13 protein-coding genes and 1 pseudogene are annotated in these 17,328 nt (G+C 69.0%); 11 read left to right on the top strand and 3 right to left on the bottom strand.

The window, feature by feature from the left end:
* Nucleotides 1-138: 138 nt before the first annotated feature.
* Nucleotides 139-810 carry a FadR/GntR family transcriptional regulator gene (locus ACFP3H_RS09310; protein ID WP_378602504.1) on the bottom strand — a complete coding sequence of 224 codons (672 nt, stop codon included), beginning with the start codon at nucleotides 808-810 and terminating at the stop codon, nucleotides 139-141.
* A gap of 373 nt (nucleotides 811-1,183) precedes the next feature.
* Between ACFP3H_RS09310 and ACFP3H_RS09305 the strand changes: the two genes are divergently transcribed.
* The 8 genes and pseudogenes from ACFP3H_RS09305 to ACFP3H_RS09270 all read left to right on the top strand — a co-directional run.
* The gene (locus tag ACFP3H_RS09305; RefSeq protein WP_378602637.1) at nucleotides 1,184-2,329 is read left to right on the top strand and encodes an MFS transporter; all 1,146 of its coding nucleotides are present in this window, start codon (nucleotides 1,184-1,186) and stop codon (nucleotides 2,327-2,329) included.
* Nucleotides 2,330-2,623: 294 nt separating this feature from the next.
* Nucleotides 2,624-4,066: a nitrate/nitrite transporter gene (locus ACFP3H_RS09300; protein WP_378602501.1), complete on the top strand. Its 1,443-nt coding sequence runs from the start codon at nucleotides 2,624-2,626 to the stop codon at nucleotides 4,064-4,066.
* Nucleotides 4,067-4,096: 30 nt separating this feature from the next.
* Nucleotides 4,097-6,634 (top strand): nitrite reductase large subunit NirB, encoded by a 2,538-nt coding sequence (gene nirB / locus ACFP3H_RS09295; RefSeq protein ID WP_378602498.1) that lies wholly within the window; start codon nucleotides 4,097-4,099, stop codon nucleotides 6,632-6,634.
* Between the two features lie 62 nt (nucleotides 6,635-6,696).
* Entirely contained in the window at nucleotides 6,697-7,077 is a 381-nt protein-coding gene (nirD, locus tag ACFP3H_RS09290) for a nitrite reductase small subunit NirD (RefSeq protein ID WP_378602495.1), read from the top strand.
* Complete coding sequence (locus ACFP3H_RS09285; RefSeq protein WP_378602492.1) at nucleotides 7,074-8,315, top strand: uroporphyrinogen-III synthase; 1,242 nt, start codon at nucleotides 7,074-7,076, stop codon at nucleotides 8,313-8,315. The genes nirD and ACFP3H_RS09285 overlap by 4 nt, the downstream gene beginning before the upstream one ends.
* Nucleotides 8,312-9,052 carry a sirohydrochlorin chelatase gene (locus ACFP3H_RS09280; RefSeq protein WP_465263754.1) on the top strand — a complete coding sequence of 247 codons (741 nt, stop codon included), beginning with the start codon at nucleotides 8,312-8,314 and terminating at the stop codon, nucleotides 9,050-9,052. Before ACFP3H_RS09285 ends, ACFP3H_RS09280 begins: the two co-directional genes overlap by 4 nt.
* 167 nt (nucleotides 9,053-9,219) lie before the next feature.
* Nucleotides 9,220-10,098 carry a hypothetical protein gene (locus ACFP3H_RS09275; protein WP_378602486.1) on the top strand — a complete coding sequence of 293 codons (879 nt, stop codon included), beginning with the start codon at nucleotides 9,220-9,222 and terminating at the stop codon, nucleotides 10,096-10,098.
* Nucleotides 10,099-10,213: 115 nt separating this feature from the next.
* A pseudogene (locus ACFP3H_RS09270) lies at nucleotides 10,214-11,278 on the top strand (condensation domain-containing protein); the annotation flags it as partial.
* Here the strand turns inward: ACFP3H_RS09270 and ACFP3H_RS09265 are convergent.
* Entirely contained in the window at nucleotides 11,210-11,509 is a 300-nt protein-coding gene (locus ACFP3H_RS09265) for a hypothetical protein (protein ID WP_378602652.1), read from the bottom strand. The pseudogene ACFP3H_RS09270 and the gene ACFP3H_RS09265 overlap by 69 nt on opposite strands.
* Before the next feature lie 14 nt (nucleotides 11,510-11,523).
* Nucleotides 11,524-12,630, bottom strand: a complete 1,107-nt coding sequence (locus tag ACFP3H_RS09260) for a hypothetical protein (RefSeq protein WP_378602649.1) — start codon at nucleotides 12,628-12,630, stop codon at nucleotides 11,524-11,526.
* On the opposite strand from ACFP3H_RS09260, the gene ACFP3H_RS09255 reads away from it, so the two are divergent.
* From ACFP3H_RS09255 to ACFP3H_RS09245, 3 genes are read left to right on the top strand one after another with little or no spacing between them, the layout of a single operon-like run.
* On the top strand, nucleotides 12,611-15,580 hold the full coding sequence (locus ACFP3H_RS09255; protein ID WP_378602634.1) for an amino acid adenylation domain-containing protein: 2,970 nt from the start codon (nucleotides 12,611-12,613) through the stop codon (nucleotides 15,578-15,580). The two genes, ACFP3H_RS09260 and ACFP3H_RS09255, sit on opposite strands and share 20 nt — an antisense overlap.
* Complete coding sequence (locus tag ACFP3H_RS09250; RefSeq protein WP_378602483.1) at nucleotides 15,577-16,254, top strand: DUF6875 domain-containing protein; 678 nt, start codon at nucleotides 15,577-15,579, stop codon at nucleotides 16,252-16,254. Before ACFP3H_RS09255 ends, ACFP3H_RS09250 begins: the two co-directional genes overlap by 4 nt.
* A 56-nt stretch (nucleotides 16,255-16,310) precedes the next feature.
* The gene (locus ACFP3H_RS09245; RefSeq protein WP_378602481.1) at nucleotides 16,311-17,276 is read left to right on the top strand and encodes an alpha/beta hydrolase; all 966 of its coding nucleotides are present in this window, start codon (nucleotides 16,311-16,313) and stop codon (nucleotides 17,274-17,276) included.
* Nucleotides 17,277-17,328: the final 52 nt, after the last annotated feature.

The raw sequence follows: 17,328 nt of genomic DNA, 5'->3' as shown, positions 1-17,328 counted from the left end.
TGTCGAGCTAAAGGTAGGAGCCGGTTGTTGCGTGACAATGGCTTCAGGTGACGTTCGAGCCAACTAGGGCTCACCGTGCGAATTCCCGTGCGGTGACCCCGCGGTTACCTGGATTTAGGAACCGCGGATTTCGGCTGCTCAGCGGTCCGGATATTCCGCGATGAGCGAGCTGAGGAAGCAATTGGCCGCCTGCACGGCTCGTTCCGAGTCACCATCGATGACAGCTTGCACCAGTTCCTCGTGCTCGGTGTCGTAGGCGTCGTCGGATTTCGCGGTCCGCGCGTGGATCACCTGCTCGATGATCGGCAGCAGCGAATCGTAGAACTCCAGATATACCGCGTTGTGGCTGGCGACGACGATCGCGCGGTGCAATTCGACATCGGCGGCGATGGCGACCGGGTCGGCCTGGGCCCAATTGCGGTTGCTGCGCTCGGCCAGCAGGCGGCGCAGGGTGGCGATATCGGTCTCGTCGCGGCGGCGCGCGGCCAGGCTGGCCGCGGTGGCGTCGAGGGCCTGGCGCAGTTCGAGGATGTCGCGTTCGCGCGCGTCGGCGAAGTACTTGCCCAGGGTGCCGCCGACCTCGGAGGTGGCGATCACATAGGTCCCCGAACCCTGGCGGCGTTCGAGCATGCCCGCGTGCACGAGGGCCTGAACAGCCTCGCGCACGGTGTTGCGGCCGGTCCCGGTGAGCTCGGTGAGCTCGGGTTCGGTGGGAATCCGCTGACCTACGGGCCAACGGCCGGAACGGATCTCGGCCCGAAGCTGCTCGGTGACCTGAGCGATGAGGCTGGTTCGCCGGACGGGTTGCACCCAGCAAGAGTACTGGTCCGCCTCTCCGTGTTCTCGGGCCAGACCAGGGTGCGGGGTCGATGTCGGGTGGGCGGCCGGCGGGACGATCTCGGTTCCGTCAGCCCGTACCCGGTGAGTTACCCATGTCCCTGCGTTTGGAGGTTGGTCACACCCGCTTGGCATAGTCATCGGGTCATCCTATGATTCTCCGGTGCCACCACTCCGCGAATTTCAGCCAGGCGCTGAGCTGCCTCTCCGTGATCTCGGGTCAGACCCGAGTGCGGGGTCGACCCTTGTCGGCGACCGGCGGGACGATGTTGGTCCCGTCAGTACTCCGGAGATCACTCGGCGGTCGTTGATCGAGGGTCGCCTGCTCGTGCTGGCGGCCATTGTCATGTCGGCGTTGACGTTGCGGGCGGCGGTGACCGCGTTCAGTCCGTTGGCCGAGACGATCGGGGCCGATATCGGGTACGGCACCGCCACGCTCGGGGTGTTCGGGATGTTGCCGACGGCGATGTTCGGGCTGGCCGGGCTGGTCGGGCCGGTGCTGGTGCGTCGGTTCGGGCTCGAGCGGACGGTGCTGATGGCGATGCTCGCGGCCGGTGCGGGGTCGCTGGCGCGGGTGTTCTCGTCCGGGACCGGTGAGCTGCTGGCGTTGTCGGGTGTGGCGCTGCTGGGCATGGGGATCGGCAATGTGGTGATTCCGCCGTTGGTCAAGCGGTATTTCGGGGATCACCTGGCCTCGATCAGCTCCCTCTATATCGTCATGGTGCAGCTCAGCACCGTCATTCCGGCGTTCGTCGCGGTGCCGTTGGCCCAGGCCCACGGCTGGCGGATCTCGATGGGTGTGTGGGCGCTGTTCGGGTTCGCCGCGGCGGTGCCGTGGCTGGTCGTGCTGCGCGATCGTCGAGGTCGCGACACCGTCGACACCACCGCGCTGCCCGCCTCGACACCCCAGACCGGCAAGGTCTGGCGTTCGCCGGTGGCGTGGGGGATGGCGGGCATGTTCGGCATGACCTCGCTGACCACCTACGCGATGTTCGCCTGGCTGCCCACGATCCTGTCCGACGCGGGCGCGAGCGCCGCGTTCGCCGGCACCATGGTCGGGCTGTTCGCGCTGATCGGGCTCGTGCCCGCGCTGGGCGCGCCGACCGTCGTCGCCCGGATGCGCAATCCGTTCCCCGTCGTCGTGGGCTGCATGGTGCTGTTCGCGATCGCGTTCGTCGGCCTGCTCGTGGCGCCGATGCACCTGACCGTGCTGTGGGTGCTGCTGCTCGGCCTCGGCCCGGCGACCTTCCCGATGGCGCTGACCCTGATCAATTTGCGCACCCGCACACCCCAGGGTTCGGCCGCGCTGTCGGGCTTCACCCAGGGCGTGGGTTACGCGGTCGCGTGCGTCGGCCCGCTGCTGTTCGGCGTGCTGCACTCCGCGACCGGCGGCTGGCTGGCCCCGTTCGGGCTGCTGTTCCTCGCCATCGGCGTGCTGCTGGCCGGTGCCTGGCAAGCCTGCAAACCGCGCATGCTCGAAGACACCTGGTAATCGCCGAGACGTAAATCTCACAGCCCCTTTCTCGACGAAGTGCGATGCGCGTGACTCTGTCATAAAATGACGAACGAGCGGCGCACGTCACACCCTCACGAGGGTTTCCACCGAATTCTCGCTGGTTGCTTACCTGCGGAAATCGTTGTGACACATGCCCGAAACAAAGGGGCTGATCTCACCTACCCCGAGCGCGGCAGGTGAGAAACCGTTGATTCGCGCGACATTTCCCGCAGCATTTCGGCAATACCCATTTCCTACCGTTGGGCCATCGCACTTTTGGGAGGCCCTGAGTTGAGCACGCTGAAGCGGAACCACGACATCGAGCACTGGGATGCCGAAGATGTCGCGGCCTGGGAGGCCGGCGGCAAGGACGTAGCCAAGCGCAATCTGATCTGGTCGGTGATCGCCGAGCACATCGGGTTCTCCGTGTGGTCTATCTGGTCGGTGATGGTGCTGTTCATGCCCACCGACAAGTTCGGCATCGACCCGGCGGGCAAGTTCTTCCTCGTCGCCATGCCCACGCTGGTCGGCGCGTTCCTTCGCATCCCCTACACCGTGGCCACGGCCCGCTTCGGCGGTCGCAACTGGACGATCTTCTCCGCGTTCCTGCTGCTGATCCCGCTGCTGCTGACCCTGTACTTCGTCAACCAGCCCGGCACCTCCTACACGACCTTCCTGATCGTGGCCGCGTTCGCCGGCTTCGGTGGCGGCAACTTCGCCTCCTCGATGACCAATATCAACGCCTTCTACCCGCAGCGGCTCAAGGGCTGGGCTCTGGGCATGAACGCCGGTGGCGGCAATATCGGCGTGCCGGTGATCCAGCTGCTCGGGCTGCTGGTGCTGGTCACCCTCGGCGGTGACTACGCCTCGGTGATCTGCGCGGTCTACCTGGTCCTGGTCGGTCTGACCGCGGTCGGCGCGGCCTTCTACATGGACAACCTGACCAACCAGAAGGCCGACATGTCCTACATGGTCAAGGCCCTGCGCGTGCCGCAGTCCTGGGCCATCGCCTTCCTCTACATCGGCACCTTCGGTTCGTTCATCGGCTACAGCTTCGCCTTCGCCCAGATCCTGCAGATCAGCTTCAAGGCCGGTGGCGACACCGCCGCCCAGGCCGCCATCCACGCCGCCTCGATCGCCTTCATCGGCCCGCTGCTCGGTTCACTGGCCCGCCCCTACGGCGGCAAGATGGCCGACCGGATCGGCGGCAGCAAGGTCACCATTGCCACCTTCGGCGCGATGATGGGCGCGGCGCTGATCGTGATCACCGCCTCCTCGCTGGCCGACCGCAACAACGGCGTCGCCACCGGTTCCACCATGACCCTGCTGGTGCTCGGCTTCATCGCCCTGTTCATCCTGTCCGGTTTCGGCAACGGCGCCGTCACCAAGATCATCCCGTCGGTGTTCGAGGCCAAGTCCAAGTCGATGCCGGGTTCGCGGACCGAACAGGCGGCCTGGTCGCAGAACACCGCGGGCGCGCTGATCGGCTTCGTCGGCGCGATCGGCGCCCTCGGCGGCGTCGGCATCAACATGGTCCTGCGCAGCTCCTACGCCAACACCGCCTCGGCCACCACCGCGTTCTGGGTCTTCCTGGCCTTCTACGTGGTCTGCGCCGCGGTCACCTGGACGGTGTTCCTGCGCCGTCCCCGCGTCACCTCCGACTCCGCTGTCGTGGTCGAAGCCGAATCCCTGGTCCTCGAGGCCGAGCACACCACCACGTCGTCGGCTCGCTGACAACCGACCACAACCAAGGAGGTCACTCTCATGAACAGCACCCGTAAGACAGTGGTCGTGGTCGGCCACGGCATGGTCGGACACCGTTTCGTCGAAGCCCTTCGCTCGCGCGACGAGGCAGGCCAGTGGCAGATCATCATCCTGTCCGAGGAGAAGCTGCCCGCCTACGACCGCGTCGGGCTGTCCTACTACGTCGGCGCCTGGGACCCCGCCGCGCTGGCCCTGCCCGGCAACGAGTATGTCGGTGACGACCTGGTCGAGCTGCGACTGGGCCAGCGCGGCGCCGCGATCGACCGCGCGGCCAAGACCGTCACCAGCTCCACCGGCGAGGTCATCGCCTACGACGCGCTGGTCATGGCGACCGGCTCCTACGCCTTCGTGCCGCCGGTGCCCGGCCACGACCTGCCCGAGTGCTTCGTCTACCGCACCATCGAGGATCTCGACGGCATCCGGGCCGCGGCCGAGGCCGCCGGACCCGGCGCGCACGGCGTGGTCGTCGGCGGTGGTCTGCTCGGTCTGGAGGCCGCCAACGCGCTGCGCCTGCTGGGCATGACCCCGCACGTGGTCGAGTTCGCGCCCCGCCTGATGCCCGCCCAGATCGACGACGGCGGCAGCTCGGTGCTGGAGAAGCTCGTCACCGACCTCGGCCTGAACGTGCACACCGGCGTCGGCACCGCCAATATCGAGCAGGCCGACGGCGGGCTGAAGGTCACCCTGTCCGACGAGTCCGTGATCGACGCCTCGCTGCTGGTGTTCTCCGCCGGTGTCCGCCCGCACGACGCGGTCGCCAAGGACGCAGGCCTCGACCTCGGCGCGCGCGGTGGCATCCTCACCGACCTGTCCATGGTCACCTCCGACCCCGACATCTACGCCGTCGGCGAGTGCGCGGCCATCGAGGGCGTCTGCTACGGCCTGGTGGCCCCCGGCTACACCACCGCCGAGATCGTCGCCGACCGCCTGCTGGGCGGGGAGGGCGAGTTCCCCGGCGCCGACATGTCCACCAAGCTGAAGCTGATGGGCGTGGACGTGGCCTCCTTCGGTGACGCGCACGCGACCACCGAGGGCGCGCTGTCGGTGGTCCTGCACGACGCGGCCAAGGGCACCTACGCCAAGCTGGTCGTCTCCGACGACGCCAAGATCCTGCTCGGCGGCATCCTGGTCGGCGACGCCACCGCCTACGCGGCACTGCGCCCGCTGGTCGGTCGCCCGCTGCCCGCCGATCCGGCCTCGCTGATCTCCCCGGCCGGTGCCGAGCTCGGCGCCGACGCGCTGCCCGACGACGCCCAGATCTGCTCCTGCAACAACGTCGACAAGGCCTCGATCTGCGGGGCGATCGCCGAGGGCGCCTGCGATATCGCCCAGGTCAAGGGCTGCACCAACGCCGGCACCTCGTGCGGTGGCTGTGTGCCGATGATCAAGAAGCTGCTCGAGCAGTCCGGTGTGGTGATGTCGAAGGCGCTGTGCGAGCACTTCGGGCAGTCGCGCGCCGAGCTGTTCGACATCGTCGCCGTCACCGGCATCCGCACCTTCTCCGAGCTCATCGCCAAGCACGGCAAGGGCTCGGGCTGCGATATCTGCAAGCCGACCGTCGCCTCGATCCTGGCCTCGACCTCGAGCGACCACATTCTCGAGGGCGAGCAGGCCGCGCTGCAGGACACCAACGACCACTTCCTGGCCAACCTGCAGAAGAACGGCACCTACTCGGTCGTGCCGCGCATGCCCGGCGGTGAGGTGACCGCCGATCAGCTGATCGTGATCGGCGAGGTCGCCAAGGAGTTCGGCCTCTACGTCAAGGTCACCGGTGGTCAGCGCATCGACCTGTTCGGCGCGCGCGTGGAGCAGCTGCCGCTGATCTGGAAGCGCCTGGTCGATGTCGGCATGGAGTCCGGCCACGCCTACGGCAAGTCGCTGCGCACGGTGAAGAGCTGCGTCGGTTCGACCTGGTGCCGCTACGGCCAGCAGGACTCGGTCGGCATGGCCGTGCTGCTGGAGAAGCGCTACCGGGGTCTGCGTTCGCCGCACAAGATCAAGCTGGCGGTGTCGGGGTGCGCGCGCGAGTGCGCCGAGGCCCGCGGCAAGGACGTCGGCGTGATCGCCACCGAGAACGGCTGGAACCTCTACGTCGGCGGCAACGGCGGCCTCGTCCCCAAGCACGCGGTGCTGCTGGCCGGTGAGCTCGACGACGAGACCCTGATCCGCTACATCGACCGCTACCTGATGTTCTACATCCGCACCGCCGACCGTCTGCAGCGCACCGCGCCGTGGCAGGAGGCCCTCGAGGGCGGTTTCGACTACCTCAAGGCCGTCGTGTGCGAGGACAGCCTCGGCATCGCCGCCGACCTCGAGGCCGCGATGGCCAAGCACGTCGAGGGTTACAAGGACGAGTGGGCCGCCGTGCTCGAGGACGAGAACAAGCTGTCGCGCTTCGTCTCCTTCGTCAATGCCCCTGACCAAGCCGATCCCACGATCGCCTTCGACGACAGCGGAGAACGCAAGGTACCAGTGCTGTTGGGCTTGCCGCAGGTCGGAGCCGGTGTCGGCGCCGACACAGCAGCGGTCGGGAAATAAGCACTTAACCCTGCGGAAACAGGGCGCCTGTACCAATAGGTAGGGCGTTCGGAGGAGAACCGATGACTGTTATCGATACACCTACCATCACCACGGAGACCTTGACCTGGACTCAGGCCTGTCGTCTCGACTTCCTCATCCCGGGACGCGGCGTCGCCGTCCTCCTGGCGGGCGGCAAGCAGGCGGCCCTGTTCCGACTCACCGACGGCACGCTGGCCGCGGTGGGCAATATCGACCCGTTCGGCATGGCCGCGGTGATGTCGCGGGGGCTCGTCGGCGATCGCGGCGGCGTTCCGGTCGTCGCGTCGCCGCTGCTCAAGCAGGCGTTCTCGCTGCTGGACGGTCACTGCCTGGACGACGAGACCAAAACGCTCCCGGTGTACGCTGTACGACTCGACGGCGGCATCGTCGCGGTCTCGAACGAACCGGTGCAGACCACATGACTTCTCCGACCGATTCCGGCCCGTGCCTGGCCGGCTTCACCATCGGCGTCACCGCGGCTCGTCGTGCCGAGGAATTCAGCACGCTGCTCACCCGCAGGGGCGCCACGGTGTCCTCGGCCCCGGCCATTCGTATCATCCCGCTCGCCGATGACACCGAGCTCGAACGGGTCACCGAACAGCTGATCGCCGATCCGCCGCAGATCACCGTCGCCACCACCGGCATCGGTTTCCGCGGCTGGATGGAAGCGGCCGAGGGCTGGGGGCTGGCCGAGGTCCTGCGCGACACCCTCGCCTCGACCCGGATGCTGGCCCGCGGCCCCAAGGCCAAGGGCGCCATCCGCGCCGCCGAACTGCGCGAGGAATGGTCACCGGCCTCGGAGTCCTCGGCCGAGGTGCTCGATCACCTGCTCGCCGAGGGCGTCGAAGGCGTGCGGATCGCGGTGCAGCTGCACGGCGCCACCACCGAGTGGGAGCCGGTTCCCGACTTCTGCGAGGTGCTGCGCTGCGCGGGCGCCGATGTGGTCCCGGTGCCGGTGTACCGGTGGGAACCGCCCGCCGATCGCGGCCCGATGGACGCGATGATCGAGTCGATCATCTCCGGCAGCCTCGACTGCGTCACCTTCACCAGTGCGCCCGCGGTGGCGTCGATGTTGATGCGCGCCAAGGAAACCGGGCTGCTCGAGTCGGTGCTGCACGCCTTCCGTGGGCGCGTGCTCGCGGCCTGCGTCGGCCCGATCACCGCGGCCCCGCTGGAAGAACTCGGCGTGCCCACCACGATGCCCGGTCGCGCGCGACTCGGCGCGTTGGCTCGCCATGTGGCCGAGGAACTGCCGCGTCGGGCCAATCGGATCTACGCGGCTGGTCACCTGATCAGCGTGCGCGGCGGCTGCGTGGTCGTCGACAACGAGGTGCGTCAGTTGGCGCCCGCGCCGATGGCGCTGATGCGGTCGCTGGCCCGCCAGCCCGGCCGGGTCGTCTCGCGCGAGGACCTGCTGGCCGCGCTGCCCGGTGGCGGCGACGACACCCACGCCGTGGAGACCGCGATCGCGCGACTGCGGGCCGGTCTCGGCACGCCCAAGGCGATCCAGACCGTGGTCAAGCGCGGGTACCGGCTGGCGCTGGACGCCGCCGACTGCTCCGACACCCCCATCCGTGGTGCCGTCCAGGCCCCGCCGACCTCGGGGATCGGGACGCCCGCTCGCTCGCCCCGGCCCGCTCGCGCGATCGGAGTGTGGTGAGTACGCCGCGGCCGGGTGATCCGGCGCTGGTGTTGGTCGCGCACGGCACCCGCAGCGCGCGTGGTGTGGAGATGATCGCGGCGCTGGCCGAGGCCGTCGCCGTCGAGCTCGGGGTCGCGGTGTCCGCGGCGCCGAACGCCGCGCTGCGCACCGCGTTCGTCGATGTGCTCGGGCCCTCGCCCTCGGAGGTCCTGCGCGATCTCGACGGGCCCGCGGTCGTCGTTCCCGCGTTTCTCGCCTCGGGGTATCACGTGTACCAGGATGTTCCGCGCGAAGTCGCCGAGAGCGGTCATCCCGCTGTCGCGGTGACGGCCGCGATGGGGCCGGATCCGGTCTTGGCCGCGATCATGGCCGTGCGATTGCGGGCCGCCGGCTGGCGGCCCGGCGACGCGGTCGTCTTCGCCGCCGCCGGATCCTCGGATTCGCGTGCGCGCCACGATGTTCGGCGCGCGGCCGGGATGTTGGCCGAGGAACTCGGTGCGCCGGTGCGGATCGCCTACGTGGCGACCGGAACGCCGCGCGTGCCCGAAGTCGTTGCCTCGCTGCGTGAATCGGGTGCCGAGCGGGTGTTCATCGCCTCGTACCTGTTGGCGCACGGGCTGTTCCATCAGCGACTGCACGACGCGGGTGCCGACGGGGTGGCCGAACCGATCGGGGTGCATCCCGGGGTGGTGCGGTTGATCGCGCAGCGGTATCGGAGTGCGGCTCGAGAACTGGTGGGGGCTCGGGCTCGGTAGGTGCCGGGGTCCTGTGCTCCAGCCCGGAATTCGGGTGCGTGGGCGGTGACGGACGTCGTAGGCATGGGGGTCGGGGTGTTCGAGGGTTAGGGTTGATATCTCGAACGAAGGGGAGTGTTTTGTCCGGTTCCGCTGATGGTCACGGGTATTCGTCGCAGGATGATGGGGTGACGGCGTATCCCGGAGAGGTCACGCCGATTCCGCAGCCGCCGACTGGGCAGGAGTTCGGGGGCGGGGCGGTGGGTGGGCAGGTGCCTGGTTATGGGCAGGTGCCGGGATTCGGGCAGCCGGGCGGGCAGGTGCCGGGTTATGGGCAGCCGGGCGGGCAGTCGCCCGGTTATGGGCAGGCGCCGGGATATGAGCAGCCAGGTGGGCAGGCGCCGGGTTATGGGCAGGCCGGTGGGCAGGCGCCGGGTTATGGGCAGCCAGGTGGACAGGCACCGGGACAGCCGGTTGGGGCGGTGCCGGAGTCCGGGATGGCGCCGCAGCCGTACCCGGGTGGTTATTCGGCAGGTGGGTTTCCGCCGCCGACCGCGTCGGGGCCGCGCGTTCTTCCGCAGACCGTGCAGAACGCTTTCTATCTCATGTTGGCGGGTGCGGCGGCCACGCTGCTCGGCCTCGCGTACACGTTCACCACGATCGATCGGATTCGCAGCAACGCGCTCGACGCGTCCAACGGTGAGTTCCGGGGGGAGAGCCTGGATTTGCTCGTCGCGGGCACCATGGGTGGTGCGGCGGCCGGTGCCCTGATCTCGGCCGGGTTGTGGATCTGGATGGCGTTCGTGTGCCGGGCGGGCAAGAACTGGGGCCGGATCACGGGCACGGTGTTCTTCGGGATCAACGCGCTGTTCTACGTCTTCGCCTTGCTGGCGGCGCTGATCGCGTCCACGGCCGGGCTGGAGTTGGTGTTCAGCACGGTCGTCCTGATGATCGGGCTGGCTGCGGTGATCCTGCTGTGGAGCAGCAAGTCTCGGGCGTTCTTCGCGCCGCCGGTGCCGCCCGGATACCAGCCCTACCCCGGCTATCCGCCCGTCGCACCGTACTGATCCGCCCCCGGCGCGATCCGACGTGGCCGTGCCGGTAATCGTGCTGTACGCGGTGCCGATGCCGTAGGTTTGCCGAGGAAACCAGTCAACGGTTGCGCGAATCCCGGGAGGCCCGGTGCGGCGAGACGAGAGTGGTGTGCACGCGGGCGACCCCGCGACCGTGTCGGAATCTGCGCCGATTCCCCTGTCCGCCAGCCAATTACGCTGGTGGGTCGCCCATCAACTAGCCCCCGAGGTCCCCGCCACCATCGCCCTGTACCTGGACCTGCGTGGCCCGGTCGACGCGCCACGACTCGGAGCGGCGATCCGCCGAGCCGGCACACGACTGCAATCACCGTATGTGCGACTGCGATTGGTCGAGGGACAACCACAGCAGTATCTCGACCCGAATGCTTTCGGCGAGCTCGTCGAGGTCGATCTCACTGTTGGGCACCCGGTGGCAGGAGTGTCAGCCGAAATCGGTCGTGGGTGTGCCGACGGGTCCGCGCCGACCGAGGGTGGGCGTTCAGGTCCGGTGGCCGAGGCGCTTTCGCTGATGGAGGCCGATCGGTTGGCGCCGTTGGATCTGTGCGCGGATTCGATCACCGTCGCGGTGCTGTACCGGGTCGAGGGGGATCGGTATCTGCTGTACCTGCGGAGTCATCATCTGGTGCTCGATGGGGTCGGGGCCGCCGCGTTGATGTGGCGTGCGGCCGAGATCTATTCGGGTGGTGTGGGTTTCGATCGGGGCGTGCCGCTGTCGATTGGTGAGCTGGTCGACGAGGATCGTGTCTACCGAGGTTCGCCTCGTGCTGCGGCGGATCGGGAGTTCTGGGCGGAAGAGGTTGTCGGTCTGGGTGATCCGGTCGGGCTCGCGGGAGTCGCCGCTGCTGCCTCCGCGCGACCGCACCGTGTGTCCGCGAGGCTCGACGAGCACACGGCGAAACTGCTCACCGAAGCCAGAAGCCGTTACGGCGCAACGTTTCCCGAGCTGACCGCCGCCGCCTTCATCGCCTTCCTCGCCAGAATGTCGGGCGCCGACGACATCGTGGTCTCGCTCCCGGTGGCCGCCCGTCCCACCGCCGCCCTTCGCCGTTCCGCAGGCTCGGTCTCCAACGTCGTCCCCCTGCGCCTACGCGGCCTCACCACCATGACGGTCGAGGATCTGATCACCCAGGTCCGCCTGCGCGTGATCGCCGCCCTGCGCCACCAGCGCTACCGCTACGAGGACATCCAGCGCGACCGCGGCGAAACCCAGCTCGCCCGAGGCGGATTCGGCCCCGTCCTCAACCTCCTCGGCTTCACCGCCCCCCTCACCCTCGGCCCCGCCACCGGCCACGCCCACCTCCTCAGCCTCGGCCCCGTCGAAGACCTCCTTGTCAACGCCTACCAACTGGGCCCCGACCACACCACCGCCACCATCGAATTCCACGCCAACCCCACCCGCTACACCCCCACCACCCTCACCTGGTACCACCACCTCTTCCTCACCTGGTACACCACCTTCCTCACCACCCACCCCACCACCCTCATCACCGACCTATCCCCAACCACGCCCTCCGCGACCGCCACGCCCTCCGCGACCGCCACGCCCTCCGCGACCGCCACGCCCTCCGCGACCGCCACGCCTTCCGCGCCCGCCACGCCCGCCACGCCCGCCACGATCGCCAAGTCCGCCAACACCGCCGCGAACGGGGTGGTCACCGCGAACGGGTTGACCGCCACGGCCGACTCGAACGCCGCGACCACTGCGAACAGCGTGTCTGCCGCCAACGGGTTGACCGCCACGGCCAGCGCGGCCGACTCGAACGCCGCGACCGCTGCGAACAGCGTGTCTGCCGCCAACGGGCTGACTGCCACGGCCAGCGCGGCCGCCTCGAACGCCGCGACTGCTGCGACCGCTGCGACCGCTGCGAACAGCGTGACCGCTGCGACTGCTGCGACCGCTGCGACCGCTGCGACTGCTGCGAACAGCGTGACTGCTGCGACCGCTGCGAACAGCGTGACCGCTGCGACCGCTGCGACCACTGCGAACTGCGTGACCGCTGCGACCGCTGCGAACAGCGTGTCTGCCGCCAACGGGGTGACCGCCACGGCCAGCGCGGCCGCCTCGAACGCCGCGACTGCTGCGACCGCTGCGAACAGCGTGACCGCCATGGCCGGTGCGGCTGCCTCGAACGCCTCGAACGCCTCGAACGCCGCGACCGGCGTGACTGCCACGAACGCCGTGGTTGGCGCGGACGCTGCTGTCGGCGTGAACGGCGTGACCGCCACGATCGGCACGACTGCCACGACCTGCACGAACGGCGTGACTGCCACGAACGCCGTGGTTGGCGCGGACACCGCTGTCGGTGTGAACGGCGTGACCGCCACGACCTGCACGACCAGCACGAACGGCGTGACTGCCACGAACGCCGTGGTTGGCGCGGACACCGCTGTCGGCGTGAACGACGTGGTCGGCGCGAATACCTCGGATGCCACTAACGCCACAGTCGGCACCGAGGCGACAGTCGCGACGGACACCACCGCCGCCGTGAACGCAGTGGTCGGCATGGGCGCGGGCGGCGTGGTCGGTGCCAACGGTGCGGACTCCACGGACGGCGCGATGCTGGGGGAATTGTTCGGCAGGTTCGATGGTGTCGACGCGATTGCGGTGGTGGAGGGTGGGCGGGCGATGACCTATCGGGAGTTGGGGGAGGTGGTGGCGCGGTGGGCGAGGGTGTTGCTCGCGTGTGGGGTCGGGCCGGGGAGTTCGGTGGTGAGTGCGGTGCCTCGGTCGCTCGAGTCGGTGGTGGCGGTGCGGGCTGTCGCGGCGGCGGGGGGTTGTTTCGTGCCGGTCGATGTGGCGGATCCGGGGGAGCGGGTGGGGCGGATCGTCGCGGGGGTGGGGGCGGTGGTGGGGTTGACCACGCGGGCGGCGGTGTTGTCGGGGGTGGGTGTGGGAAAGGGGATCAGCTGGTTGGTGCTGGATGATCTGGCGATGGTGGCGCGCGCGGCTGCGGAGTCGAGCGCTCCGGTGACCGACGCGGATCGTGCCGGGCGGCTGATGCCCGCGCACCCGGCCTACCTGATCCACACTTCCGGCACGACCGGGGCGCCCAAAGGTGTGGTTGTCACCCACAGTGGTCTCGGCGCACTGACCCGCCATCTGCTCGACCGGTACGCCACCACACCGGATTCGACGGTGCTGCACGCACATTCACCAGCATTCGACGCCCACCTCCTCGAACTGCTCGCCGCCTTCGCCGCCGGTGCACGGCTGGTGATCGAACCGCCCGAGGTCGTCGCTGGCGCCGAGCTCACCGCCCTGCTCGCCGAACATCGAGTGACCCACCTGCTCACCACCCCGGCCGTCCTGGCGACCCTGCGCCCCGATGCGGTGCCGACCCTGACCACGGTGGTCGTCGGCGGCGAATCCTGCCCACCGGAACTGGTCTGCACCTGGGCCTCACGGGTGAACTTGCACAATGGCTACGGCCCCACCGAGGCCACCGTGATGGCGACGCAGTCGGCACCGCTGCGGGCGGGGGAGCCGGTGACCATCGGCTGCCCGCTACCGGAAGTGGTTACATGCCTGCTGGATTCACGCCTACGCCCGGTCTTGGAAGGCGCCCGCGCCGAGCTGTACCTGGGCGGCCCCTGCCTCGCCCAGGGTTACCGCGACGACCCCGCCACCACCGCAACCCATTTCATCGCCGACCCCACAGGCACCGGCACCCGCCTCTACCGCACCGGCGACCTCGTCGGCCCCCGCCCCGACGGCGGCTACGAATTCCTGGGCCGCATCGACACCCAACTGTCTCTCCGTGGCCGCCGCATAGAACCCGCCGAAATCGAAGCAGCCCTCCTCACCGACCCCACCATCGCCCAGGCCGCCGTCCACATCACCACCCCCAACACCCCCACCGCCCGCCTCATCGCCTACATCGTCCCAACCCCCACCGCGTCCGCCGATGAGTTCGGGATACCGGGTTCCGAGGCCTTGCCGGTCACGGAATTGATCGGTGCGGTACCCGGCTCCATCGCGCCGACCGATGAATTCGGGACGCCGTTCCCCGAGCGCTCACCAGCAGCGGAATCAATCCGTGTGGTCCCCACCGTCCACGCCACTGCGATGACCGGCGAGAGCGAGACGCCGGGCAGTGGAGCTGCCGAGTCAGATTCGGCTACAACGGAATCCGATGCCGATTCGGCATCCGCAGTGCCAGATATGGCCGCCGCGTTCGACAGCGCCGCAGCCATGGCCCGCCTACGCACCATCCTCCCCGCAGCCTTGGTCCCGGCCACCCTGATCACCCTCGACGAACTCCCCCTCACCGCGAACGGAAAGCTCGACCGCGCCGCACTTCCCGCGCCCGACATCACCCCGTATCGCGCACCGCGCACCCCGCTCGAGCACCTGATCGCCGCGACCTTCGCCGCCGCCTGCGAACTCGACCTCGTCGGCATCGATGACGACTTCTTCGCCATCGGCGGCAATTCCCTTACCGGAGTGGGTGTTTCAGCGGAGCTGGCCGAAGCGACGAACATTCCGATCACGGTGCGCTGGCTCTATACCGCACCTACCGTCGCTACCATGGCCCATCGCATCCAAACCCATTGCGCCGACACCGATCCCGGCGCCGACGCCCTCGCCACCGTGCTCCCGCTGCGCACCACCGGCACCCGTCCACCCCTGTTCTGTGTCCACTCGGCCGTCCCGCTCGCTTGGTGCTACACGGGCCTGGCCCAGCACATCACCGACCGCCCCGTCTACGGCTTGCAAGCGCCGACGCTCACCTCGCACTCGGATGAGCGAACAGCGGCGACGTGCTCAACCTCTCGTTCGGACCCCGCACATGCAGGCGAAAGTCCGTCGGGCACAGCGAGAAACCTCACGGTCGACTTCCTCGCCGACACCTACGCCACCGAGATCAACCGCCTGCATCCCACCGGCCCCGTCCACCTCCTCGGCTGGTCCCTCGGCGGCCAACTCGCCCACGCGACAGCCATCCGCCTGCGCGCCGAGGGCCGCGACGTCACCACCCTCGCCATGCTCGACAGCGTCGTGCTCCCGGACCACGCCGACCCACCCCCGCGCCCCCGCATGCGCGACCTGCTCACCCACCTCCTCGGCGACGAACCCGGCGACGCCGACGCCCTACCCGACCTCTCCGCAGACGAGGCAGCAACCGAATTGGCTGCCGCCGGACCAACTCTCGGCCAGGGTCTCACCCCCGAACAGCTCACCGACCTGCACGCCGCCTACGCCGACGGTGTCCGCCTGTCCCACGGCTACCGCCCCGACCTGTTCGACGGCGACCTGCTGTACTTCTGCGCCACCGAGGGTCAGACCGCCTTCCTCGACGCGAGCATGTGGCGCCCCTACGTCACCGGCCACCTCACCGAACACCGGGTCCACACCACCCACGCCCAACTCACCAACCCCGATGTCGTCGCGCGCATCGGCCCGATCCTCGATCACCACCTGCGCACCGTCGAAACCGTGGCGGTCCCGCGATGAGCACCCTGCGCAGCGCACGGGGTGAACGCACCGGCGCGACCTGGTGGTCCGTCTACGACGACCCCGTCCGCTGGTCGGCCGAACATCCGCGCACCGCACCCCTGCTCGACTGGTTTACCGACACTCTCATGCTCCCCGACCCCGACCTCGGTCGTCCGGGCCCGATCTGCCCATTCGTCAAACCCGCTGTGGCCCAACACAACCTGTGGATCGCCGAACTGCCCTCGGCCACCGACATCCCCGTGGCCGTCGATGACGCCTTCGACCTGTGCCGCACCCTCGACCAGACCGCGGCCGTGATCACCGTCTTCCCCGACCTCGACGACACCGACCGCATCGATGCCGCCCATGCCGCCCGCAAGAGCGCGATCGTGCGTGAAGGCGCCATGCTGGGCCAGTTCTATCCGGGTTGCCCGGTGGCGGGCCTGTGGAATCGCGACTACCGCCCGCTGCACGCCCCGCTGCCGATGCTGGTGATCCGCCCGATGATGAACACCGATTTCCCGTTCCTGGTGGGCAGCCCGGAATGGCTCGCCGCCTACCTGGCCCGCTACGCCCCCGGCCTGCCCCGGACATTGCGTGCCGCGATTGCCGAGCGGATGCACGTCCCCGAGGCGGGCCCCCTGTCGATCACCGAATTGCGCGCGCATTTCTCGGATGAACTCGCACATTAGGGACACGATCGGGGTAATGCCGGATATTTGCGGGGTCATGCGGCACACTACGTCGCATGCGTCGGCTTGTGTGCTGTCTGCTCGTGCTGCTCGGCTGTGGATTCGTCGTCTCGCCCCCGGCGTCGGCGCAATCGGGAATCCTCGATGTTCGCTCGCTCGGGGGCAGGCAGTTCGAGGTGGTGGTGTACTCGGCGGCGATGAATCGCCCGATCACCCTGTGGATGTCGCATCCGGGGGCCGGTGCGCCCGCGCTGTATCTGCTCAACGCGGTCGACGGCGGCGAGAACGGTGGGCCGTGGATGCGCCGCACCGATGTGGTCGATTTCTTCGCCGACAAGCGCGTCAATGTGATCGTGCCGATCGGTGGTCGCGCGAGCATGTACACCGACTGGCAGCGTGACGACGGCGCCCTGGGCCGCAACAAGTGGTCCACGTTCCTCACCGCCGAACTGCCCCCGCTGCTCAACGACCGCTTCGGGATGTCGGGTGCCAACGGTGTGGCGGGCCTGTCGATGTCGGCCACCTCGGCCCTGAATCTGGCGATCGCCGCGCCCGGCCTGTACCGCGCGGTGGGCGCGTTCAGCGGGTGCACCCAGACCAGCAACGTCCTCGCCGAAACCCTGGTCCGCTCGCAGTTGGCCACCTTCGGCGCCGACGCCACCAATATGTGGGGCCTGCCCGGCGACCCGGCCTGGGCGGCCAATGATCCGATGCTGCACGCCGAACGTCTGCGCGGCACCGCCATCTACCTGTCCTCCGGCAACGGCCTGCCCGGCCCGCACGAGGCCATCAACGCCCCGAGCATCGGTGGCAATGTGGGCGTCCTGCTTGACCGACTGCTGGTCGGCGGTGTGATGGAGGCCGTGGTCGGGAGTTGCTCGGCGCCGCTGGCGGGCCGTCTCGCCCAGCTCGGCATCCCGGCCGACGTGCGGTTCCGTCCCGCGGGCACCCACGCGTGGCCGTACTGGCAGGACGACGTGCACGATTCCTGGCCGATGTTCGCCGCCGCGCTGGGCGTCTAGAAACGCGAAACGGCCGCCGCTGGGAGATGCGGCGGCCGTCGTGCGGGTGGGG

Source organism: Nocardia lasii, assembly GCF_042658545.1.
GTDB classification, from domain to species: Bacteria; Actinomycetota; Actinomycetes; order Mycobacteriales; family Mycobacteriaceae; genus Nocardia; species Nocardia lasii.
The sequence above is the reverse complement of the archived record's forward strand: the minus strand, read 5'-3'. Positions and strand labels throughout refer to the sequence as shown.

Excerpts from the sequence above, each read along its gene's own strand:
- ACFP3H_RS09305 (WP_378602637.1), top strand. The coding sequence starts at position 1,184 with ATGTCGGCGTTGACGTTGCGGGCGGCGGTGACCGCGTTCAGTCCGTTG.
- nirB (WP_378602498.1), top strand. The coding sequence starts at position 4,097 with ATGAACAGCACCCGTAAGACAGTGGTCGTGGTCGGCCACGGCATGGTC.
- nirD (WP_378602495.1), top strand. The coding sequence starts at position 6,697 with ATGACTGTTATCGATACACCTACCATCACCACGGAGACCTTGACCTGG.
- ACFP3H_RS09285 (WP_378602492.1), top strand. The coding sequence starts at position 7,074 with ATGACTTCTCCGACCGATTCCGGCCCGTGCCTGGCCGGCTTCACCATC.
- ACFP3H_RS09260 (WP_378602649.1), bottom strand. The coding sequence starts at position 12,630 with ATGCCGACCACTGCGTTCACGGCGGCGGTGGTGTCCGTCGCGACTGTC.
- ACFP3H_RS09250 (WP_378602483.1), top strand. The coding sequence starts at position 15,577 with ATGAGCACCCTGCGCAGCGCACGGGGTGAACGCACCGGCGCGACCTGG.
- ACFP3H_RS09245 (WP_378602481.1), top strand. The coding sequence starts at position 16,311 with ATGCGTCGGCTTGTGTGCTGTCTGCTCGTGCTGCTCGGCTGTGGATTC.